Below are 21,578 nucleotides of genomic sequence, written 5' to 3'. Positions count from 1 at the left end.
CGGCGTAGCGTGTCGGGAGGAGGCGGCGATGAGACAGCGGGCACGACGCGGCGTGGCCGCCGCCCTGCTCACGCTCGCGCTCGGCGCGGCCACCGGGTGCTCGGGCGGGCCCGCCTCGGACGGCTCGGGGGCCGCGGCGGCCAAGCCCCGGACCTCGGCGGGCGCCGGGACGGGACGCCCCGACGGGCCGGCCCCCGGACGGTCACCCCGGCACCGGGCGAGGTACGTCGCGCTCGGCGACTCCTACACCGCGGCGCCGCTGGTGCCGCCGACCGAGTTCCGCAGCGGCTGCCTGCGTTCGGGCCGCAACTATCCCGCGCGGGTGGCCGCCCGGTCACCGCGCACGCGGCTCGTCGACGTCAGCTGCAGCGGCGCGGACACCGCGTCGATGACCCACTCGCAGCGGATCGGCGACGGGCGGGTGCCGCCGCAGCTCGACGCCGTCACCCGGCGTACCGCGCTGGTGACGCTCGGCATCGGGGGCAACGACTTCGGGCTGTTCGGCACCCTGGTCGGCGAGTGCACGCGGCTGCGCAGCAGCGACCCGACCGGCTCGCCGTGCCGGGACCGGTTCACGGCCGGCGGCACCGACCTGCTCGCGCAGGACCTGCCGCGGATCCGGGACCACGTCGCGGGCGTGGTCGCCAGGATCCACCGGCGGGCGCCGCACGCCCGGATCGTCGTGGTCGGCTACCCGCAGATCATCCCCGCGCACGGCACCTGCCCGCGGCTGCTGCCGCTGGCCACCGGCGACTACCGCTGGGCCCGGCGGGTCAACGAGGGCCTCGCCTCGGCCGTACGCCGGGGATCACGGCGGGCGGACGCCTACGTCGACGTCTTCGGCCACACCCGCCACCACGACATCTGCGCGCGGCACCCCTGGATCAACGGGCAGGTCACGGACCCGAATCGCGCGCTGGCCTATCACCCGTTCGCGGTCGAGCAGGCCGTCGTCGCCCGGCTGGTGCTCGACGCGGCCTGACCGGCGCGGCTCCCGGGCCGGCCCGGCTCACCGGTCGTCGTGGACGACCCGCCCGGCGACGAGGGTGGCCGCGACCGGCATCGTGCGCAGCTGCTGGGCCAGCGAGCCGGAATCGGGGTCGGAACCGGGGGCGATCGGGTCGCGGTCGAGCAGCACCAGGTCGCCGGGGTGGCCCGGCGCGACCGTGCCCCAGCCGTCGGTCGAGGCGGCGAGGGCCTCGCGCGGGGTCAGCGCGTGCTCGGGGTGCCACGGGTCGCGCTCGTCGGCGCTGCGGTGGACGGCGGCGGCGATCGCCAGCCACGGGTCGAGCGCCGAGACCGGTGCGTCGGAGCCCATCGCCAGCTCGACCCCGTCGTCGAGCATCCAGCGGAACGCGAAGCACCGCGCGGAGCGCTCCCCCCAGATCCGCTCGGTCAGGTCGCGGTCGTCGAGCAGGTGCGCGGGCTGGATGCTGGCGCGGATGCCGAGCTCGGCCATCCGGCGCACGTCCTCGCGCCGGGCCATCTGGGCGTGCTCGATCGAGCCGCGGGCGCCGGTGCCGGCGTACGCCTCCAACGCCTCGGCCACCGCCGCGTCGCCGATCGCGTGCGTGGCCACCTCGAGGCCGCACGCGTCGGCCCGCGCCAGCAGCGCGCGCAGCTCGTCGCCGGACAGGTTGGGCTGGCCGGAGGGGTACTCCAGCCGGTGCGCGTCGGCGTACGGCTCGCAGCACCAGGCGGTGCGGGTGTTCAGCGAGCCGTCGCTGATGATCTTCAGCGGCCCCATCCGCAGCCGCTCGTCGCCGCCCGGCAGCACGTCGCCGGTGCGCAGCCCGGCGCCGATCACGTCCTCGAGGCTCTCGGCGTAGGTCGCCATCCGGATCCGGAGCAGGTCCGCGCCCGCCGCCCAGCGCGCGGCCCACTCCGCGGCTCCGCCGCTGAACTCGAAGTCGACGATGCCCACGACGCCCAGCGAGGCGGCGTGCTCGAGCGTGCGGCGGTAGGCCTCGGGGGAGGTGCCGTCGTCACCGACCAGCGTCGAGAGCCGGGCGTACGCCGCGAACCACTCCGCCTCGCGCACCACCGAGTCCCGCACCGGCAGCGCGAGGTGCAGCAGCGCGATCGTGTTCAGCCAGGCGTGGTGCCCGTCGCCGCTGATCAGCACCACCGGGGTGTCCCCGGAGACGGCGTCGAGCTCGGAGACCGTGACGTCGCGGTCCCAGCCGCCCGAGCGGTGGCCCCAGCCGATCACCGGGTGGCCGGGCCACTCGGCGATCCGGTCGGCGACCATCCGGGTCGCGTCCTCCGGCGACCGCGCGGCCGCCAGGTCCAGCCGCTGCGAGGCCAGCGTCCACTGGCCCAGGTGCACGTGCTGGTCCCACAGGCCCGGCACCAGCCAGCGGCCCTGCGCGTCGGACTCGACGGCCCCGGCCGGCCGGTCCAGGGCCGGCCCGACGGCGGTCACGGTCCCGTCCTCGACGAGCACGTCGACCGGTCGGTCGACGCCCTGCTCACCGGGCGCGAGCGGGACCGGGCGGGCGTTGCGGATCAGGTGGCTGCTCACGCTGCGCACGCTAACGCTGCCCCGCGGCACGCCGCCGAGGGGGCTGCCGGGGTGCCGGTCCGGCTACGGTGGGCGCCATGGGGATGCGGGGACTCGGGGTCGCGCTCGTCCTCGCGCTCCTCGGAGGCGTGGGCGGGTACGCCGTGGGCGTGCTGCAGCGCGACCAGCCGGCCGTGATCGCCAGCGCCGCGCCGGTGCCCGCCTCGAAGCCGTCGCTGCCGGTGGACCCCGAGCGACCGTTCTCGGACTACATCGACTACCCGGCGCTGGAGCCGGCCCTGGACTACAAGCGGCACACGCTCGGCGACCCGCCGTACGCCTGGAGCTACCGGGCGCCGAAGTACTGGGCCCCCACCCAGGAGTACATCGACGAGATCCGTTGGCGGCCCGCCGGCGAGCCCCAGGTGGGCGGCTACAGCCTCCGGGTCAAGCTGATCTCGGAGAACAAGACCCCCGAGCAGATGGTGGCGCAGAAGCTCGCGGCCGTGCAGGGCGGCTACGACGACGTCGAGGTCATCGGCCGGACCCCGCACCTGCTGTCGTTCAGCTACCGCGACCCGACCACCAACACCCAGCGGTTCAACACCTTCCAGTGGTTCACGATCCCCGGGGAGAGCGTCGCGAAGTTCGAGATGTCGGTCGTCGGCCGTGACCTCGACCGCGCGGGCCTCGACGACCTCGAGGAGCAGGTGGCCAGCAGCGTCACCAAGATCCAGTGACGCCGCCGGTCAGATGCCGGAGGTGTCCACGCTGTCGAGGACCTCGTTGGCGGTGGCCCGGTCCGCGCTGCGGATCTGCACCCACAGCAGCAGGTTCTGGGCCACCTGGACCACCCGCTCGACGGTGACGCCTCCGGGGCAGGCGCTGTAGACGACCGTCATCGACGAGCCGAGGTCGCCCTGGTCGTCGATCGGGGGCTGGGCCTGCTGGCACTCGGGGTGCCCCGGCACCTTGCTGGGCAGCCGGGTGCCCGGCAGCACGCCGAGGAAGACCCCCTGCGCCCGGGACCGCGGCCGGTTCCAGTCTCGCCGGGTGCCGACCGAGAGCGCGGCGTACCGGACCTCGCCGCCCGCGCCGGCCTCGCTGCCCGCGCCGGCCTCGCTGCCCGCGCCGCCCTCACTGCCCAGGCCGGTCGGCGGCAGCCAGCCGTCCCGGCCCACCGCCCGCCGCCACGCGTCGGGGACCGTGACGCTGAGCTCCCCGCGCGCGTCGGTGAGCGTCACCTCGGCGTCGGTGTGCTGCTCGACGGCGTAGCCGGCCCCGGCGCCGACCACGAGCGCGACCAGCCCGGCGCCGGCGGCGAGCGCCCGGCGGCCGCGCCGCCGGGGCGGCGACCCGGGGGCGGGGAGCTCGCCGGAGGGGGGCCGCGCGGAGGGGGCTGCGCCGGGCTGGGTCAGGTGCGGGTCGCGCGGCAGCGAGGGAGGCGCTCCGGCGGGCGTGGTGCCGTCGAAGGCGGCGCCCAGCGCCGCGACGAACGTGGCGACGTCGGGCCAGCGGTCCTCACGGTCCGGCGCCAGGCCGCGCAGGACCACGGCCTCGACCTGCTCGGAGAACGGCCGCTCCGGCGTGGAGAGCCGGGGCGGGGGCGCGGGGGCGGCCGCGGCGGCGAGCGAGCCGTGGGCGTACGGCGGCCGGCCGGCCAGCAGCAGGTGGGCCAGCGAGGCCAGGGAGTACTGGTCGGCGCGCGCGTCCAGCCCCTCCCCCCGCGCCTGCTCGGGCGCGACGAACGACGGGGTGCCGGCGATCATGGTCAGCCGCGAGGAGACGTCGAGCGCCTTGCCCAGGCCCAGGTCGCCGACCATCGCGCGCACCTCGCCGGAGCGCACGGTCCGGAACAGCACGTTGGCCGGCTTCACGTCGCGGTGCAGGATGTCGCGCTGGTGCAGCGCCTCCAGGCCGGCCCCGACCTGGCGTACGACCTCCAGCGCCTGCTCGGGCGCCAGCCCGTCGACCTCGAGCCGGTCGGCCAGCGTGCCCTGGTCGGCGTACGCCATCACCAGGTAGGGGCGGCCGTCGTCGAGCTCGCCGGCGTCGTAGACCGGCACCACGTGCGGCGACTCGACCTTGCGCAGGTAGCGCCCCTCCTCGAGGAACCGCCGGCGCACGTGCCCGTCGCCGGCCCAGTTGTCGGCGAGCACCTTCACCGCGACCGGCGAGTCCAGGTGCTCGTCGTAGGCCAGCCACACCGTCGCGAAGCCGCCGGCCCCGATGCGGCGGCGCACGGCGTAGCGACCGAGGCGGGCTGGCATGGACACGGACGCATTATGGCCCCCGTCACCGGCCCCCGGCCGGAGCCAGGGCCGGGCCCGGGGCCGGAGAGGGGCCGGGGCCCGGGGCCGGAGCCGCCTCGGGGTCGACCCCGAGCCGTCCCCGGGGCGGTTTCCGGGGTGGGGACCCGCGTCCTCCCCGATGTGCGCAGCCCCGCCGCGGCGGGATCGTGGTCGCATGATCACGATCGATGGCCTCACCAGGCGATACGGCGACTTCACCGCCGTCGACGACGTCAGCTTCACCGCACGACCCGGACGGGTCACCGGCTTCCTCGGCCCCAACGGCGCCGGGAAGTCCACGACCATGCGGGTCCTGGTCGGCCTCACCCCGGCCGGCGCGGGCACTGCGACGGTCCGCGGCCGGCGGTACGCCGACCTGCCGAACCCCGGCCGCGAGGTCGGCGTGCTGCTCGACGCCTCGGCGCAGCACGCTGGCCGCACCGGCCGCGAGATCCTCGGCGTGGCCGCCCACACGATGGGCCTGCCGAAGCGCCGCGTCGAGGAGATGCTGGAGCTGGTCAGCCTGAGCCCCGCGGAGTCGCGGCGCCGGGTGCGGCACTACTCGCTGGGCATGCGGCAGCGGCTCGGCATCGCCACCGCGCTGCTCGGCGACCCCGACGTGCTGGTGCTCGACGAGCCGGCCAACGGCCTGGACCCCGCCGGCATCCGCTGGATGCGGGACCTGCTGCGGGACTTCGCCGACCGCGGCGGCACGGTGCTGCTCTCCTCGCACCTGCTGCACGAGATCGAGGTCGTCGCCGACGACCTGGTCGTCATCGGGCACGGGCGGATCGTCGCGCGGGGCACCAAGGCCGAGCTGCTCGCCGCCGCCGGCACCCTGGTCCGCTCGACCGCCCGCGCCGAGCTGGCCCGGGCGCTGGGCGCCTCCGGCATCACCCACACCGACCACGGCCCCGACGCACTGCGCGCCGACGCCGACCCCGGCCTCGTGGGCGAGGTCGCCCTCGCCGCCGGGATCGCGCTGCACGAGCTGCGGCCGGCCGACGGCGCCGGGCTCGAGGAGATGTTCCTCGAGCTCACCGCCGACACCCAACGAGAAGGAGCGGTCGCATGACCAGCACGACCCTGACCCCCGAGACCGCCGAGGCCGCGCGCCCGCGAGCGGTCCCGGGGTCCATCCCGCTGTCCCGCCTGGTGGCCGTCGAGGCCCGCAAGAGCTTCGACACCCGCTCCGGCCTCTGGCTCCTGGCCAGCATCGCGATCCTCGCGGTCCTGGCCACGGCCGCGACGATCCTGTTCGCGCCGGCCGACCAGCTCGACTACGAGGCCTTCGCGTCCGCGATCGGCTTCCCGATGGCGGTCGTGCTGCCGATGATCGCGGTGCTGTCGGTGGCCAGCGAGTGGAGCCAGCGCACCGGCCTCACGTCGTTCACCCTGGTGCCGCACCGCGGCCGGGTGATCACCGCCAAGCTCGTGGTCACCCTCGCCGTCGGTGTCGTGTCGATGCTGCTCGCGGCGGTGATCGGCGCGGTCGGCAACCTCGTCGGCCCCGCGCTCCGGGGCACCGACCCGGTCTGGAACCTCGGCGCCACCGAGCTGGCCTACGTCGTGCTCGGCAACGTGCTGGGCATGCTGGTCGGCTTCATGCTCGGGGTCCTGGTCCGCAACTCCGCCGCCGCGATCGTGGGCTACTTCGTCTACGGCTTCGTGCTGCCGCCGCTGTCGATGCTGCTGGCCGCGAACCAGCACTGGTTCGCGCAGGCCCAGCCCTGGGTGGACTTCAACTTCGCGCAGGGCAACCTCTTCAACGACGCGATGGGGGCCGCGCAGTGGGCCCAGCTGGGCGTGACCGGGCTGGTCTGGCTGGCGCTCCCGCTGGCGGTCGGACTGCGGGTGCTGCTGCGCTCGGAGGTGAAGTAGCCGTGACCCGACCGAGACCGAAGTAGGTGGTCCGGTCGGGTCCGCGTGGGTGAGGATGAGGCCATGCACGGGGACACGCAGCACGCACCCACCGCCGACGAGATCGACGACCTCGCCCGCGCGGCACGCGACGGCGACCGGGCGGCGCTGGAGGACCTGCTCGCGGCGGTGCGCCCCCGGACGCTCAACGTCTGCCGGGGCGTGCTGCCCTACTCCTCGGACGCCGAGGACGCCTGCCAGGAGGCGCTGCTCAACGTCGCGAACAAGATCGGCACCTGGAACGCCCGAGGCCGGTTCACCACCTGGCTGCACGTGGTCGCGCTGAACTCCGCCCGCAGCACCTACCGCCGGATGAAGAACCAGGCCGTGGCCAGCGACGTGCTGCCGCTGGAGAAGCCGGACCCACGGACGACCAGCGTGATCGCCGGCACCCGGCTGGACCTGCTCGACGCGATGGAGACCATCGAGCGCGACCACCCGCAGTTCGTCGAGCCGCTGATGCTGCGCGACGTCTACGGGCTCTCCTACGAGGAGATCGCCGAGCAGGTCGGCGTGCCGCTGGGCACCGTCAAGGCGCAGATCCACCACGGCCGCAAGCTGGCCCGGCCGCTGCTGCGGCCCCAGGACTGATGCGCCGCACGTGGTCGGCGCCGGGCCGGCCCGGCGCCCCGGCCGGGCTGCTGCCCCGGGCGCTGGCGGGCACGCTGGCCGGGGTGCTGCTGCTCGGCGGGCTCTCGGCGTGCACGTCGGGCTCCTCCGACGGCTCCCCCAGCGCCTCGCCGTCGGCGGGGTCGGGCGGGTCGGCGGGGTCGGGCGCGACCGAGGTGCAGCCCGCGGCCTCGCGGGACACGGTCGCCACCGACGACCCCGCGCTGGACGCGGCGGTCAGCTCGCCGGTCGAGGACGACGTCTACCCCGAGGTCGGTGACCCGGGCGTCGACGCCCTGCACTACGGGCTGGACCTGCGGTGGAGCCCCGCGGCCACCCGGCTCACGGCCACGGAGTCGCTGGTGTTCCGCGCGACCGCCGACGCCCGGGACGTCCGGCTCGACCTCGGGGACGCCCTCGAGGTGCGCGCGGTGACGGTCGACGGCCGGACCGCGTCGTACGACCACCCGGGCAAGGAGCTGGTCGTGCACGTCCCGGTCACGAAGGACCAGCGCTACACGATGGTGCTCGCCTACGGCGGGACCCCGCTGCCGGCCGCGGCGCCGACGACCCGGTCCGACTTCAGCACCCTCGGCTGGACGACCGAGGCCGACGGCTCGGTGTGGACGATGCAGGAGCCCTACGGCGCCTACACCTGGTACGCCGTGAACGACCAGCCCTCGGACAAGGCGCTCTACGACTTCACGATCTCCACGACCTCGGGGATGACCGGCATCGCCAACGGCACCCTGAGGTCGATGACCCGGCAGGGCGCGACCATGGTGACCCGCTGGCACCTCGACGAGCCTGCTTCGTCGTACCTCACCACGATCGCGATCGGCCGCTACCGGCCGTTCAAGGACCGCTCCGCGAGCGGCGTGCCGGTGACCTACTGGGTCCCGGCGACCAACCCGCGGATCCGCCGCGGCCTGCGGCCGGCCGCCGACGAGCTCGGCTGGATCGAGAACAAGCTCGGCCCCTACCCGTTCTCCTCGCTCGGCATCGTGCTGGTGCACTCCCGGAGCGGGATGGAGACCCAGACCATGCTCACACTCGGGATCGGCGACTACACGACCTCGCCGGAGGTGATCGTCCACGAGATGGTGCACCAGTGGTACGGCGACGAGGTCACCCCCGCCACTTGGACCGGGCTGTGGATGAGCGAGGGCATGGCGATGTACCTGCAGGGGCTGTGGCAGTCCGAGCGCGGCCACACCCCGATGTCGGAGAGCCTGCACCGGTGGCGCGCCAGCGAGCCGGGGCTGGAGGAGCAGTTCGGGCCGCCAGCGGACTACGACCCCGCGACGTTCGGCGAGAGCAACGCCTACTACGGGCCGGCGCTGATGTGGGACGCGTTGCGCCGACGGCTCGGGGACCGGGAGTTCTGGTCGCTGGTCCGGGCGTGGCCGAAGGCCCACGAGGACGGCAACGCCTCCTACGACGAGATCGTCTCCTGGTTCTCCCAGCACAGCGGGCAGGACCTGCGGCCGCTCTTCGACTCCTACCTGCTCGGCCGGGGCGGCCGGGCCGGCCGCTGACCCGCCGCTGCCGTCCGCGGGCCGATCTCCCGTCCGCCGAGAGCGGAAAGCCTTGCCCCGGCGCGGCCTCGCCCAGTTGGGTGGTGGCATGAGGCTCCTGGTGCTGGGTGGATCGGTGTTCCTGTCGCGGGCGGTGGCCGAGGAGGCGGTCCGGCGCGGCCACGAGGTGACCTGCGCGTGCCGGGGCACCTCCGGGTCGGTGCCCTCGGGCGCCCGGCAGGTGGTCGCGGACCGGTCGGTGGGGCTGCCCGCCGAGCTCGACGGTGCGTACGACGCGGTGGTCGACGTGGCCCGACACCCGTCCTGGGTGCGCGCGGCGGTCGCGCGGTTCCCCGACGCCCACTGGGTGTTCGTGTCGACGATCAACGTCTACGCCGACGACGCGACCCCCGGCGGCGGCCCCGGGACGCTGCCGCTGCGCGAGCCGGTCCACGAGGACGTCGACCTGCACGAGGACCCGGAGGCCTACGGCCCGATGAAGGTCGCCTGCGAGCAGGCCGTGCTCGACCGCGCGGCCTCCGCCGCGGTGGTGCGGCCCGGGCTGATCGTGGGCCCGGGCGACCCCTCGGGGCGGTTCGCCTACTGGCCGGCCCGGCTGGCCGACACCGGCGACCACCCCGAGGTGCTGCTGCCGGGGTCGGCCGACGCCACCGTGCAGGTGATCGACGTGCGCGACCTCGCGGCCTGGCTGGTCAGGCTCGCCGAGGAGCGCCGCACCGGCACCTTCGACGGCACCGGGCAGGCGACGACCCGGGCGGCGTTCACCGACGCGGTCGCGGCCGCCGCCCGTGAGCTCGGCCGGCACGACCCGACCACCACGACGTTCACCGCCGTGCCGCAGGAGTTCCTGCTGGAGCAGGACGTGCAGCCGTGGACGGGCCCGCGGTCGGTGCCGGTCTGGCTGCCGCTGCCGGAGTACGCCGGGCTGATGGCCCACGACGTCACCGCGTCCTACGACGCCGGGCTGGTGACCCGCCCGCTCGCCGAGACCGCCCGCGACACGCTGCTCTGGCTGGACGCCGAGCCCGACGCCCCGGTCACCGGCTGGTCGCGCGCGGACGAGGCGGAGGTGCTCGCCGCCTGGCACGCCCGCGGCTGAGGGCACACCTGGGTGGTGGACGAACGTTCGACCACCACCCAGCACCATCCGGCAGCCCCCAGCAACGTCCGGCACCGCCCGGGGCGCGAACGCCGCAACCCACCGGTGGGCCGTTCCGCCGCGCGCGGACGAGGCGGAGGTGCTGGCCGCCTGGCACCCCCGCCGCTGAGGACACCCTCCTTGGTGGACGAACGTTCGACCACCACCCAGCACCATCCGGCAGCCCCCAGCAACGTCCGGCACCGCCCGAGGCGCGAACGCCGCAACCCACCGGTGGGCCGTTCCGCCGCGCGCGGACGAGGCGGAGGTGCTCGCCGCCTGGCACCCCCGCCGCTGACGGCACCCCTCCTTGGTGGACGAACGTTCGACCACCACCCGGCACCACCCGGCACCACCCGGCACCGCCCGGACCGCCCGGGGGCGCGAGCGCCGCGACCGATCCGTCGCTGTTCCGGCGCACTCCCACGAAGCCGACCCTGAAGCGACGGCAACCTATGACGTCCGCGGCGACCCGGACCGGGCAGTAGCCTCGGGGAGGTGACGAACCGCCCGCGCCCCGCGCGCCTCTCGGCCCGCCAGCTCCTCGACCTGGTCCTCGACGAGGGGTCGTGGTCCTCGTGGGACACCCCGCCGGTGCGCCGCGAGGTCTCGGCCGGGTACGCCGCCGAGCTGGCCGCGGCCGAGCAGAAGAGCGGTGTCGACGAGTCGGTGCTGACCGGCGAGGGCCTGATGCACGGGCGCCGGGTCGCGGTGCTGATGGGCGAGTTCGCGTTCCTGGCCGGCTCGATCGGCCGCGACGCCGCGGACCGGCTGGTCGACGCGATCGAGCGGGCCACCCGGGAGGGGCTGCCGCTGCTCGCGGGCCCGGTCAGCGGCGGCACCCGGATGCAGGAGGGCACGCCGGCGTTCGTCCAGATGGTCCGGATCTCCCAGGCGGTGGCCGCGCACAAGGCCGCGGGGCTGCCGTACCTCGTCTACCTGCGCCACCCCACCACCGGCGGGGTGATGGCGTCGTGGGGGTCGCTGGGCCACGTGACCGTCGCCGAGCCGGGGGCGCTGGTGGGGTTCCTCGGACCGCGCGTCTACGAGGCGCTCTACGGCCGGCCGTTCCCCGAGGACGTGCAGACCGCGGAGAACCTCTACGCCCACGGCATCATCGACGCGGTCGTCGCGCCGCAGGAGATCGCCGGCATCCTGGACCGGGCGCTGACGATCCTGCTCGCGCCCCGGCACGGGATCCGGCCGGTGCCCGCCCCGGTCCCGCTCACCGAGCTGCCGGACGTGGAGACCTGGGACGCCGTCACCCGGTCGCGCCGCGCGGACCGGCCCGGCGTACGTCGGCTGCTGCGCTACGCCGCCAGCGACGTGATCCCGCTCAACGGCACCGGCCAGGGCGAGCAGGACCCCGGCCTGCTGCTGGCGCTCGTGCGGTTCGGCGAGGCGCCGTGCGTGTTCCTCGGCCAGGACCGCCGCGGCCAGACCGCTGACCACCCGATGGGCCCCGAGGCGCTGCGCGAGGCCCGCCGCGGGATGCGGCTCGCCTCCGAGCTCGGGCTGCCGCTGGTCACCGTGATCGACACCCAGGGCGCCGCGCTGTCCCCGGCGGCGGAGAACGGCGGCCTGGCCGGCGAGATCGCCCGCTGCCTCTCCGACCTGGTCATGCTCGACGCGCCGACGCTGTGCCTGATGCTCGGCGAGGGCAACGGCGGCGGGGCGCTCGCGCTGCTGCCCGCGGACCGGGTGGTCGCCGCCCAGCACGCCTGGCTCTCCCCGCTCCCGCCCGAGGGCGCCAGCGCGATCGTGCACCGCGACACCGCGCACGCCCCGGAGATGGCGCGCGCCCAGAAGGTGCGGGCCCTGGACCTCCAGCAGCTCGGCATCGTGGACCGGATCGTCGTGGAGACCCCCGACGCCGCCGACGAGCCCGAGGAGTTCTGCCGCCGGGTCGGCGCGGTCCTCGAGCACGAGCTCGCCGCGCTGCTCGAGAGCGGGCCCGGCTCCCCCGCCGACCGGGCCCGCCGCTACGCCTGACCGCGCCGCGGTCGTTCTCCGGACCGACGGCCCCGGGCCGCAGACGCCGGCCCGCGGCGGCCTCGGGAACCGCCGGCCCCGCGAACCCGGGGGGCTCCTCGTCGATTCCGCGAACAGGAGGAGCCGCGGCGCCCTACGCTCGGGCATCCCCGCACGCCCGAAGGATCCCGCATGGCCCAGCGCGACCTCTCGGAGGCCGAGCTGCGCGCGCTGGCGTTCGTCGACGAGCGCGAGCTGGTCCGCGACCTGCTCGACCTCCTCGCGGTGCCCAGCATCAGCGGCAGTGACGCCGAGAGCGACCTGCAGCACCGGATCGCCAAGCAGGTCCGCGAGCTCGACCTCGACGTGGACCTCTGGCCGCTCGACCTGCCCACGCTGACCTCGGACCCGACCTGGCCGGGGTGGGAGGTGCCGCGCACCGAGGCCTGGGGGCTGGTCGCCGGCCGCGGCGAGGGCACGCCGGCGCTGGTGCTGCAGGGCCACGTCGACGTGGTGCCCGCCGGGGACCGCAGCCAGTGGCGCACCGACCCGTTCTCCCCCACCGTCGAGGGCCGCCTGGTGCACGGGCGCGGCGCCTGCGACATGAAGGCCGGCGTGGCCGCCAACCTCGCGGCCGTGCGCGCGGTTCGGGCCGCCGGGATCGAGCTGCCCCGGGCCTTCGCCCTGCACTTCGTCATCGGCGAGGAGGACGGCGGCACCGGCGCGTTCGCCACGCTGCGCCGTGGCCACACCGGCGAGGCCTGCGTGATCACCGAGCCCACCAGCGGCACCCTCACCACCGCCAACGCGGGCGCGCTCACGTTCGAGATCACCGTGCCGGGCCGGGCCACGCACGCGAGCACGTCGTACGCCGGGGTCAGTGCTTTCGAGGCGTTCCTGCCCGTGCACGCCGCGTTGGGCCGGCTCGAAGAGCGCCGCAACGCCGAGGTGCACCGGCTGATGGGCGAGTACCCGCTCGCCTACCCGCTCTCACTCGGCACCGTGCGCTGCGGCGACTGGGCCAGCAGCGTGCCCGACCTGCTGGTCGCCGAGGGCCGGCTCGGCGTCGCGCTGGGCGAGGAGCCCGACGACGCCCGCGCCGAGCTCGAGGAGGCCGTGGCCGAAGCCGCGCTCGGACACCTGTGGCTGCGCGACCACCCGCCGGTGGTGCGCTGGACCGGCGGGCAGTTCGCCAGCGGTTCCTACGACGCGGCCTCGCCGCTGCTCGACGTGGTCGCCGGCGCCCACGCCGACGTCACCGGCGGCCCGCGGCCGCGGGAGCGCGGGGCGCCGTACGGCTCGGACCTGCGCCTCTATGCCGGGGCGGGCATCCCGACCCTGCACTACGGGCCGGGCGACGTCCGGCTGGCCCACGGGCCGGAGGAGTCGGTGGCGGTCGACGAGCTGCTCGCCGTCACCGAGACCCTGGTGCTCACCCTGCTGCGCTGCTGCGCTCCTAGCTGACCCACCCCAGCCCGCCCAGCCCGCCGAGCCCGCCGAGTCGGCGCTCGTTGACACGCCCCGGCCCGCCGAGTCGGCGCTCGTTGACACGCCCCAGGCCGCCGAGTCGGCGCTCGTTGACACGTTGACCGTCAACCTGCGCCGACTCGACGTGTCCTGAGCGTCAACCTGCGCCGACTCGACGTGTCCTGGACGTCAACCTGCGCCGACTCGGCGTGTTCTGGGTGTCAACCTGCGCCGACTCGGCGGGTCCTCAGAAGAGCAGCGCGGAGGCCGGGTCCTCGAGGATGCCGGCCACGTCGGCGAGGAAGCGCGAGCCCTTCTCGCCGTCGATGTGGCGGTGGTCGAAGGACAGCGCGAGCGTGGTGAGCTGCCGGATCGCCAGCTCATCGCCGCCGTCGGCGCCGGTGACCACCCACGGCTGCTTGCGGACCGTGCCGAAGCACAGGATCGCCGACTCGCCGGGGTTGATGATCGGGGTGCCCGCGTCGACGCCGAAGACGCCGACGTTGGTGATCGTGAACGTGCCGCCGCTCATCTCCGCCGGCTGCGTCCTGCCCTGGCGGGCGACGTCGGCGAGCTGGTTGAGCGCCTGGCCGAGCTCGAGCAGCGAGAGCGAGTCGGCGTCCTTGACGTTCGGCACGACCAGCCCGCGCGGCGTGGCCGCGGCGATGCCGAGGTTCACGTAGTGCTTGTGCACGACCTCCTGGGCGGCCTCGTCCCAGAACGAGTTGATCTCCGGCGTGCGCTTCATCGCCAGCATCACCGCGCGGGAGAGCACCAGCAGCGGCGAGACGCGGACGTCGCGGAACTCGCGGCGCGCCTTGAGCCGCTCGACGAACTCCATCGTGCGGGTGACGTCGACGGTGATCCACTCGGTGACGTGCGGGGCGGTGAAGGCCGACTGGCTCATCGCCTGCGCCATCATCTTGCGCACGCCCTTGATCGGCTCGCGGGTCTCGCGCTGGCCGCCACCCCGGCCGGCGTACGCACCGGTCGCGGCGGGAGCCACCGGCGCCGCCCCGGCCCCGGACGCCGCCTGCTCCACGTCGGCCCGGGTGACGGTGCCGTTCGGACCGGTGGGGGTGAGCGTGGCGAGGTCGATGCCGAGGTCCTTGGCGAGCTTGCGCACCGGCGGCTTGGCCAGCGCCCGGCTCTCGGCGGGCGAGGTGGCCCGCTCCGGCACCAGCGCGTGGGCCCGCTCGCTCGGCTCGGCGACCCGGGCCGACGTCGCCGGCACGGCCGGCTCGTCGGACTCCTGCACCTCCCCGGACCGGGCGCCGCCGGGCGCGAACGCACCCTGGACCTGCATCTGGGTGGCGGCGCCGGCCTCGGTCGACGGCGAGGCGGCGCCCTTGCGGGCGCGGCGCTTCGCGGCCACCTCGCGGGGGCCGTAGCCGACCAGCGTCGGGTTGCCCTCCGGCGGCACGTTGGTGTCGATCGGCTCGTGGGTGTCGGGCCCCTTGACGGCCGGCGCCGGCCCGGCAGGGGCCGCGGCCGCCTCGGCCGCGTCGCCGACCGCGATGATCGGGGTGCCGACGGGCACGGTCTCGCCCTCGGGCACCAGCAGGGCGGTGACCGTGCCGGCGTACGGCGACGGCAGCTCGACCAGCGACTTGGCGGTCTCGATCTCGACGACGATGTCGTTGATCGCGATCGTGTCGCCGACCTTGACCTTCCACGAGACGATCTCGGCCTCGGTGAGGCCCTCACCGACGTCGGGCAGCTTGAACTCAGGCATGGGACTCCCGTCCGATCAGAAGGCGAGCGAGCGGTCGACGGCGTCGAGCACCCGGTCGAGGTCGGGGAGGAAGTCCTCCTCGATCCGCGAGGCGGGGTACGGCGTGTCGAAGCCTCCGACGCGCAGCACCGGGGCCTCCAGGGAGTAGAAGCACTCCTCGGTGATCCGCGCCGACACCTCCGCACCCATGCCGAGGTTGACGTGCGCCTCGTGGGCGATGACCGCCCGGCCGGTGCGTCGCACCGACTCCAGCACCGGGCCCATGTCCAGCGGCGAGAGCGTGCGCAGGTCGATGACCTCCAGCGAGGTGCCGTCGGTGGCCGCGGCCTCGGCGGCGGCCATCGCGATCTTCACCATCGGCCCGTAGGCGATCACGGTGGCGTCGGTGCCCTGCCGGATCACCCGCGAGCTGAACAGCGGCTCGGGGGTGGCGCTCTCGTCGAGCTCGGCCTTGTCGGCGTGGTACTGCCGCTTGGGCTCGAGGAAGATCACCGGGTCGTCACAGGCGATGGCCTGCTGGATCATCCAGTAGCCGTCGACCGGGTTGGAGCACGCGACCACCTTCAGCCCCGGGGTGTGCGCGAACTGCGCCTCCGGCGACTCGCTGTGGTGCTCGACCGCGCCGATGCCGCCGCCGAACGGGATCCGGATCACCATCGGCATCTTCGAGCGGCCCTGGCTGCGGAAGTGCATCTTCGCGACCTGGCAGACGATCTGGTCGTACGCCGGGTAGACGAAGCCGTCGAACTGGATCTCGACCACCGGGCGGTAGCCGCGCAGCGCCAGCCCGACCGCGGTGCCGACGATGCCGGACTCCGCGAGCGGGCTGTCGATGACCCGGTCCTCGCCGAAGTCCTTCTGCAGGCCGTCGGTGATGCGGAAGACGCCGCCGAGCTTGCCGACGTCCTCGCCCATGATGAGGACCTTGGGGTCGTCCTCCATCGCCTTCCGCAGGCCCATGTTGAGGCCCTTGGCGAGCGTGATCCGCTGCGCGTTGCCGGCCATCAGTGGGCCCCCTCGAAGCTCTCGAGGTACGCCGCGAAGCCGTCCCGCTCCGCGGCGAGCTCGTCGGTCATCTCGGCGTACACGTGGTCGAACATGCTCAGCGGCGACGGGTCGGGCAGCGCCCGGCAGCCCTCGCGCAGGTGGTGGCCGAGCTCGTCGGCCTCGGTGCGGACGGCCGCGAAGAAGTCGTCCTCGGCCAGCCCGTTGCGCTTGAGGTAGACCTCGACCCGGGCGATCGGGTCCTTCAGCTTCCAGTGCTCCACGTCGTCGGAGAGCCGGTAGCGGGTCGGGTCGTCGGTGGTGGTGTGGGCACCCATCCGGTAGGTGTAGGCCTCCACGAACGTCGGGCCCTGGCCCTCGCGGGCCCGCTGCAGCGCGGCCTGGGTGACGGCGTACGTCGCGAGCACGTCGTTGCCGTCGACCCGGATGCCGGGGAAGCCGAAGCCCAGCGCCCGCTGGTAGAGCGGGATCCGGGTCTGGCGCTCGATCGGCTCGGAGATCGCCCACTGGTTGTTCTGGCAGAAGAACACCACCGGCGCGTTGTAGGAGGCGGCGAAGATGAACGCCTCGTTGACGTCGCCCTGCGAGGACGCGCCGTCGCCGAAGTGGGCGATCACCGCGGCGTCGCGGTCGGGGTCGCCGGTGCCGACGACGCCGTCGCGCTGCATGCCCATGGCGTAGCCGGTGGCGTGCAGGCACTGGGCGCCGATCACGATCGTGTAGAGCCCGAAGTTGTTGTCGTTGGGGTTCCAGCCGCCGTGGTCGACGCCGCGGAACAGGCCCAGCAGGTTCAGCGGGTCGACGCCGCGGCAGTAGGCCACGCCGTGCTCGCGGTAGGTCGGGAAGACGTAGTCCTGCGGGCGCAGCGCGCGGCCGGCGCCGATCTGCGCGGCCTCCTGGCCGAGCAGCTGGGCCCAGATGCCCAGCTCGCCGTGGCGCTGCAGCGCGGTCGCCTCGGTGTCGATGCGCCGGGTGAGGACCATGTCGCGGTAGAAGCCGCGGATCGCCTCGTCCTCGGGCACGTCCCCGGAGTCGAAGCGGAAGTCGGGGTGCTCGACGCGCTCGCCCTCGGGGGTCAGGAGCTGGACGAGCTCGGGGCCGCCGTCGCTCTGGGAGGGTCCGAAGACCTCCGCGAGGTCGGGGCCGAAGCCTGGGCTTCCGGGCTGCTGGGTCACGTGCACTCCTTCGTGGTCGTCGGCGGCGCGGGGTCTCCGCAGGCCGAACGTCGGATCCGACCGGGGGCGCGGGGGTGGTGCGCTGTGATCGGGGCCACAACGGGCTGCCCACAACTTACCGGGGGCTCCCCGCGGCTCGCCAATCCGCCGCCGCGCCCCGCCGCCCGGCAACCGGACCGCACCTAGATTGAGCCCCATGAGCACTCGCCTGGTCTCCGCCAGCACCATCGTCGCCGCGCCGCCCGAGGTCGTCTTCGCGATCCTGGCCGACCCCCGCCAGCACCCGCGGATCGACGGCTCCGGCACCCTGCAGGGCACCATCTCCGGGCCCGCGCGGCTCACCAAGGGCGCGACCTTCGGCATGGACATGAAGATGTTCGGGCTGCCGTACAAGATCCGGAACCGGGTCGTGGAGCTCGAGGAGGACCGGCGGATCGCCTGGCGGCACTTCGGCGGCCACCGCTGGCGCTACGAGCTCACCCCGGTCGAGGGCGGCACCCGGGTGACCGAGACCTTCGACTACTCCCGCTACAACCGGTTCTGGGCCAAGGGCATCGAGATCACCGGCTTCCCGGACCGCAACCGGCGGGGCATCGAGGAGACGCTGGTGCGGCTCAAGGCCGCGGCCGAGGCGGACGCGACCTGAGCCGGCGCCGCGCTGCGGGAATCCCCGGCTGGCCGGGGACTCTCTCGGTTGGGGGCCGTTGCAACGCCCCCCAACCGAGAGAACACCCTGACAACCCCCGGGGTACGGCGGGCCGAGGCGGACGCGACCTGAGCGGAGGTACGCCGGGCCGCGGCGGCCGACCGACTCAGGGACGCCAGTCGCGCGGCGGGTCCTCGCCGGTCCGGCCGTCCACGGCCTCGCGGATCAGGTCGGCGTGGCCGGTGTGCCGGCCGTACTCCTCGACCAGGTCGAAGAGCAGCCGCCGCAGGCTGGGCCGCCGCCCGTCGGGCCACCCGAGGTTCACCGGCTGGTCGAGACCACCCGCGGCCAGGGCGGCCTCGAGGTCGGCCCGGGAGCGGGCCGCGGCGCCGTCCCACAGGGCATACAGCTCCTCGGGCGAGTCCTCCGCGGCCGAGGTCCACTCCCAGTCGGGCGTGGCGTCCCAGTCCACGCCCTCCCAGGGCGCACCCGGCGACTCACCGGACAGCTTGAGCGTGAAGTAGTAGGCCTCGACCCACGCGAGGTGCTTCAGCAGGCCCCCGATGGTCACGGCGGAGGCACCGACCCGGACGCGCAGCCCGGCGGGGTCGAGGTCGGCGGCCTTCCAGCGGAAGGTCGCGCGCTGGCGGTCGAGCGCGGCGAGGAGGTGCTCGACCTCGGTGCCGGCGACGGGAGGCTCCCACGGCGGGGTGTCGATGAGGGTCATGTGAGGACCGTAGGTCCGAAACCGGACGGATCGCATCCGGTTGACGTGGCAGTCTGGGGCCATGGACGAGGCCAATCCGACCGCCCGCGCGCTGGTCTGCCTCGAGCTGCTGCAGGGCAGCCCGGGCATCACCGCGGAGCGGCTGGGCCGCCGGCTGGGCGTCTCCGACCGCGCCGCCCGCCGCTACGTCGCGGTGCTGCGCGCGGCCGGGGTGCCGGTGGAGTCCGAGCGCGGTCGGTACGGCGGCTACCGCCTCGGCCGCGGCCACCGGGTGCCGCCGCTGATGTTCACGACCACCGAGGCGCTGGCGCTCGTGATGGCGGTCCTCGAGGGCGACCACGCGGCCGGGGACCCCGCCACCCCGGTCGGCAGCGCGCTGGCCAAGATCGTCCGGGCCCTGCCCGCGCCGGTCGCTGGCCCCGCCGACGCGCTGCGCACGCTCCGCGCCGGCCGGCGCGCCCACGAGTCCACCAGCCCGGACCCCGCGACCACGGTGCGCCTCGCCGAGGAGTGCGCCGCCGCCCGGCGGCTCCGCGTCGGCTACCGCACCGGCTCGGGTCGCGAGGTGGCGCTGGAGGTGGACCCCTGGGCGGTGGTCACCCGCCACGGCCGGTGGTACCTCCTCTGCTGGTCCCACGACAGCGGGGAGCAGCGGGTGCTCCGGGTCGACCGGGTGCTCACGCTCGACGCGCTCGACGCGACGTTCGCGCCGCCCGAGGGCCTCGACGCGCTGCGGGTCGTCGAGGACCACCTCGCCGACGGCTGGACCCACCGGGTCGAGGTCGTCGTCGACGCGGCCGCCGAGGACGTGCGCTGCTGGGTCCCCCGCAGCCTCGGCCGGGTCGAGCCGCTCGACGCCGGCCGCTCCCGGCTGGTCGGCTCCACCGACGACCCGGAGTGGTACGCCCACCAGCTCGGCGCGCTGCGTACGTCGTTCCGCATCCTCGGCCCGCCCGAGGTGCAGCGGGCGGCGGCGCGGATCGGGCGCAACCTCGCGCGCGCCGCGGGCCCGCCGGCGGGCACCGGGGACTAGGCCCCGGACGGCCCGAGTCGCTCCCGGCCGTGCGGGCTCGCCCACCCCGAGGGGTCCGGCCCCTTCGGGACTATCCCGGAGGGGTTGAGGTCGCTCTGCACGACGTAGTAGTGCTGCTTGATCTGCTCGAAGTCCACCGTCTCGCCGAAACCGCGGGTCTGGAACAGGTCCCGGGCATAGCCCCACAGCGCCGGCATCTCGCTGAGCTTGTTGCGGTTGCACTTGAAGTGGCTGTGGTAGACCGCGTCGAAGCGGGCCAGCGTCGTGAACAGGCGTACGTCGGCCTCGGTGAGCCGGTCGCCCATCAGGTAGCGCCGGTCGGTGAGCCGCTCCTCGAGCCAGTCCAGCGCCGCCCACAGCCGATCGTAGGCGCGCTCGTAGGCGGCCTGGGAGCCGGCGAACCCGCACCGATAGACCCCGTTGTTGACGTCGGTGAAGACCCGGTCCATCACCTCCTCCATCTCCTCGCGGAGGTCGTCGGGCCACAGGTCGGGCGCGTCGGGGCGGTGGTGGTCGCGCCACTCGAAGAACAGGTCGTGGGTGATCCACGGGAAGTCGTTGGTGACGACGTGGCCGGACGCGACCTCCACCACCGCGGGGACGGTGATGCCTCGCGGATAGTCCGGGAACCGCGCGTCGTAGGCCTCGCGCAGCTCGTGGATGCCGAGCACCGGGTCGACCCCGCCGGGGTCGAGGTCGAAGTTCCAGCTGGCCGGACCGTGCGTGGGCGCCGGCAGCCCGACCGAGAGGACGTCCTCCAGGCCGAGCAGCGCCCGCACGATGAGCGACCGGTTGGCCCAGGGGCAGGCCGGGGCGGCGACGAGCCGGTAGCGGCCCGGCTCGACCGGCCACAGCTCGCCCTCGACCGGTCCGTGCTCGGGCTTGCGCGCCTCGTGGGTGATCCGGTCCGGGATGTAGGTCATGTCCCGGTCGAACTCCTCGCCCGCGGTGATGAAGGTCGGCTTCTCCTCGCTCATGTCCCTCTCCTACCCCCTCCGAGGACGTCCGACTCTGTGAGCTTCGCCCGGCACCGCGATGGGCTCGGTCCATGAGCACCCCCGGCCCGCTGTCCCTGGCCCGCGCCTTCACGGTCGTCTCCGGCGGCCCGCTGGTGCTGGCCGCGGCCGCGCTCGTCGCCCCGGTGGCCGCCGTACGACGCTGGCCGGACCGGGCCCGCGGCGCCCCGGCCCGGCGTACGGCGTGGGCCGTGACCGCGGCGGCGCTGGCGCTGCCGTGGGTCTACGCCGGCCTGGTCCGGCCGTGGTTGCAGCACTGGGGCAGCACGCCGGCGGAGCGCGCGACCCGCTACCCAGGGGACGCCGACCGGCGGCCGCTGAGCGTCGCCACCCGCGCGGTGCGCGTCGACGCGCCCGCCGAGGAGGTGTGGCGCTGGCTGGTGCAGATCGGCCAGGACAAGGCCGGGTTCTACTCCTACGACTGGCTGGAGAACCTCGCCGGCTGCCGGCTGCACACCGCGACCCGGGTGCACCCCGAGTGGCAGGACGCCCGCGTCGGCGACCCGCTCACGCTGTTCCCCGGGGTCGCCACCCGCCTCGCCGAGGTCGACCCGCCCCGCGCGCTGGTCATCGAGGGCTGGGGCGCCTACCTCGTGCAGCCCGACCGGGACGGCTCGTGCCGGCTGGTCGCGCGCTCCCACGTGGACCGGGAGCCGCGGGCGCTGGCCTACTACCTCGGGCTGGAGCTGCCGCACGCGCTGATGGAGCGCCGGATGCTGCTGGGGATCAAGGCGCACGCGGAGGCGGCCGCCGCACGCCTCTAGACCAGTTAGCAAAGACCTCTTTGCAAACAGTTCTTTGCGG

The 21,578-nt window shown here is 74.9% G+C and carries 19 protein-coding genes; 12 read left to right on the top strand and 7 right to left on the bottom strand.

What is annotated here, in order from left to right; translation table 11 throughout:
* The first annotated feature begins 28 nt into the window (after positions 1-28).
* Positions 29-982, top strand: coding sequence for an SGNH/GDSL hydrolase family protein (locus BJZ21_RS01415; protein WP_179662127.1), 954 nt, complete (start codon positions 29-31; stop codon positions 980-982).
* A gap of 27 nt (positions 983-1,009) precedes the next feature.
* On the opposite strand, the gene BJZ21_RS01410 is transcribed toward BJZ21_RS01415, so the two are convergent.
* A complete protein-coding gene (locus tag BJZ21_RS01410) occupies positions 1,010-2,524 on the bottom strand; it encodes an amidohydrolase family protein (RefSeq protein ID WP_179662126.1) in 1,515 nt (504 codons plus the stop codon).
* Positions 2,525-2,601: 77 nt separating this feature from the next.
* On the opposite strand from BJZ21_RS01410, the gene BJZ21_RS01405 reads away from it, so the two are divergent.
* Positions 2,602-3,243: a hypothetical protein gene (locus BJZ21_RS01405; protein WP_179662125.1), complete on the top strand. Its 642-nt coding sequence runs from the start codon at positions 2,602-2,604 to the stop codon at positions 3,241-3,243.
* Positions 3,244-3,252: 9 nt separating this feature from the next.
* On the opposite strand, the gene BJZ21_RS01400 is transcribed toward BJZ21_RS01405, so the two are convergent.
* Complete coding sequence (locus BJZ21_RS01400; protein ID WP_218851612.1) at positions 3,253-4,773, bottom strand: serine/threonine-protein kinase; 1,521 nt, start codon at positions 4,771-4,773, stop codon at positions 3,253-3,255.
* A 196-nt stretch (positions 4,774-4,969) separates the two neighbouring features.
* On the opposite strand from BJZ21_RS01400, the gene BJZ21_RS01395 reads away from it, so the two are divergent.
* The 7 genes from BJZ21_RS01395 (at position 4,970) to BJZ21_RS01365 (ending at position 13,434) form a co-directional block, all read left to right on the top strand.
* Entirely contained in the window at positions 4,970-5,869 is a 900-nt protein-coding gene (locus BJZ21_RS01395; RefSeq protein ID WP_179662124.1) for an ABC transporter ATP-binding protein, read from the top strand.
* Positions 5,866-6,675: an ABC transporter permease gene (locus tag BJZ21_RS01390; protein ID WP_179662123.1), complete on the top strand. Its 810-nt coding sequence runs from the start codon at positions 5,866-5,868 to the stop codon at positions 6,673-6,675. Before BJZ21_RS01395 ends, BJZ21_RS01390 begins: the two co-directional genes overlap by 4 nt.
* Positions 6,676-6,738: 63 nt before the next feature.
* Positions 6,739-7,305 carry an RNA polymerase sigma factor gene (locus BJZ21_RS01385; protein WP_179662122.1) on the top strand — a complete coding sequence of 189 codons (567 nt, stop codon included), beginning with the start codon at positions 6,739-6,741 and terminating at the stop codon, positions 7,303-7,305.
* A complete protein-coding gene (locus tag BJZ21_RS01380) occupies positions 7,305-8,861 on the top strand; it encodes a M1 family metallopeptidase (protein ID WP_179662121.1) in 1,557 nt (518 codons plus the stop codon). Before BJZ21_RS01385 ends, BJZ21_RS01380 begins: the two co-directional genes overlap by 1 nt.
* Positions 8,862-8,949: 88 nt before the next feature.
* On the top strand, positions 8,950-9,960 hold the full coding sequence (locus BJZ21_RS01375) for an NAD-dependent epimerase/dehydratase family protein (RefSeq protein WP_179662120.1): 1,011 nt from the start codon (positions 8,950-8,952) through the stop codon (positions 9,958-9,960).
* Between the two features lie 537 nt (positions 9,961-10,497).
* On the top strand, positions 10,498-11,991 hold the full coding sequence (locus BJZ21_RS01370) for a carboxyl transferase domain-containing protein (RefSeq protein WP_179662119.1): 1,494 nt from the start codon (positions 10,498-10,500) through the stop codon (positions 11,989-11,991).
* 171 nt (positions 11,992-12,162) lie between these two features.
* Positions 12,163-13,434, top strand: coding sequence for an ArgE/DapE family deacylase (locus BJZ21_RS01365; RefSeq protein WP_179662118.1), 1,272 nt, complete (start codon positions 12,163-12,165; stop codon positions 13,432-13,434).
* 250 nt (positions 13,435-13,684) lie between these two features.
* Here the strand turns inward: BJZ21_RS01365 and BJZ21_RS01360 are convergent, their stop codons facing one another.
* From BJZ21_RS01360 to pdhA, 3 genes are read right to left on the bottom strand one after another with little or no spacing between them, the layout of a single operon-like run.
* Positions 13,685-15,172, bottom strand: a complete 1,488-nt coding sequence (locus tag BJZ21_RS01360; RefSeq protein ID WP_179662117.1) for a dihydrolipoamide acetyltransferase family protein — start codon at positions 15,170-15,172, stop codon at positions 13,685-13,687.
* A gap of 15 nt (positions 15,173-15,187) precedes the next feature.
* On the bottom strand, positions 15,188-16,177 hold the full coding sequence (locus BJZ21_RS01355) for an alpha-ketoacid dehydrogenase subunit beta (RefSeq protein WP_179662116.1): 990 nt from the start codon (positions 16,175-16,177) through the stop codon (positions 15,188-15,190).
* The gene (pdhA, locus tag BJZ21_RS01350) at positions 16,177-17,352 is read right to left on the bottom strand and encodes a pyruvate dehydrogenase (acetyl-transferring) E1 component subunit alpha (protein ID WP_179662115.1); all 1,176 of its coding nucleotides are present in this window, start codon (positions 17,350-17,352) and stop codon (positions 16,177-16,179) included. The genes BJZ21_RS01355 and pdhA overlap by 1 nt, the downstream gene beginning before the upstream one ends.
* Before the next feature lie 196 nt (positions 17,353-17,548).
* Between pdhA and BJZ21_RS01345 the strand changes: the two genes are divergently transcribed.
* Entirely contained in the window at positions 17,549-17,998 is a 450-nt protein-coding gene (locus BJZ21_RS01345) for an SRPBCC family protein (RefSeq protein ID WP_179662114.1), read from the top strand.
* A gap of 166 nt (positions 17,999-18,164) precedes the next feature.
* Here BJZ21_RS01345 and BJZ21_RS01340 read toward each other — a convergent pair whose 3' ends face one another.
* Positions 18,165-18,725 carry a DinB family protein gene (locus BJZ21_RS01340; protein WP_179662113.1) on the bottom strand — a complete coding sequence of 187 codons (561 nt, stop codon included), beginning with the start codon at positions 18,723-18,725 and terminating at the stop codon, positions 18,165-18,167.
* Positions 18,726-18,786: 61 nt separating this feature from the next.
* Here BJZ21_RS01340 and BJZ21_RS01335 point away from each other — a divergent pair, with 61 nt between their 5' ends.
* Entirely contained in the window at positions 18,787-19,758 is a 972-nt protein-coding gene (locus tag BJZ21_RS01335) for a helix-turn-helix transcriptional regulator (protein WP_179662112.1), read from the top strand.
* On the opposite strand, the gene BJZ21_RS01330 is transcribed toward BJZ21_RS01335, so the two are convergent.
* On the bottom strand, positions 19,755-20,735 hold the full coding sequence (locus BJZ21_RS01330; protein WP_179662111.1) for a glutathione S-transferase family protein: 981 nt from the start codon (positions 20,733-20,735) through the stop codon (positions 19,755-19,757). The two genes, BJZ21_RS01335 and BJZ21_RS01330, sit on opposite strands and share 4 nt — an antisense overlap.
* A 71-nt stretch (positions 20,736-20,806) precedes the next feature.
* Between BJZ21_RS01330 and BJZ21_RS01325 the strand changes: the two genes are divergently transcribed.
* Positions 20,807-21,538, top strand: a complete 732-nt coding sequence (locus BJZ21_RS01325; protein ID WP_179662110.1) for an SRPBCC family protein — start codon at positions 20,807-20,809, stop codon at positions 21,536-21,538.
* Positions 21,539-21,578 lie beyond the last annotated feature (40 nt).

The organism is Nocardioides panaciterrulae (assembly GCF_013409645.1).
GTDB classification, from domain to species: domain Bacteria; phylum Actinomycetota; class Actinomycetes; order Propionibacteriales; family Nocardioidaceae; genus Nocardioides; species Nocardioides panaciterrulae.
The sequence above is the reverse complement of the archived record's forward strand: the minus strand, read 5'-3'. Positions and strand labels throughout refer to the sequence as shown.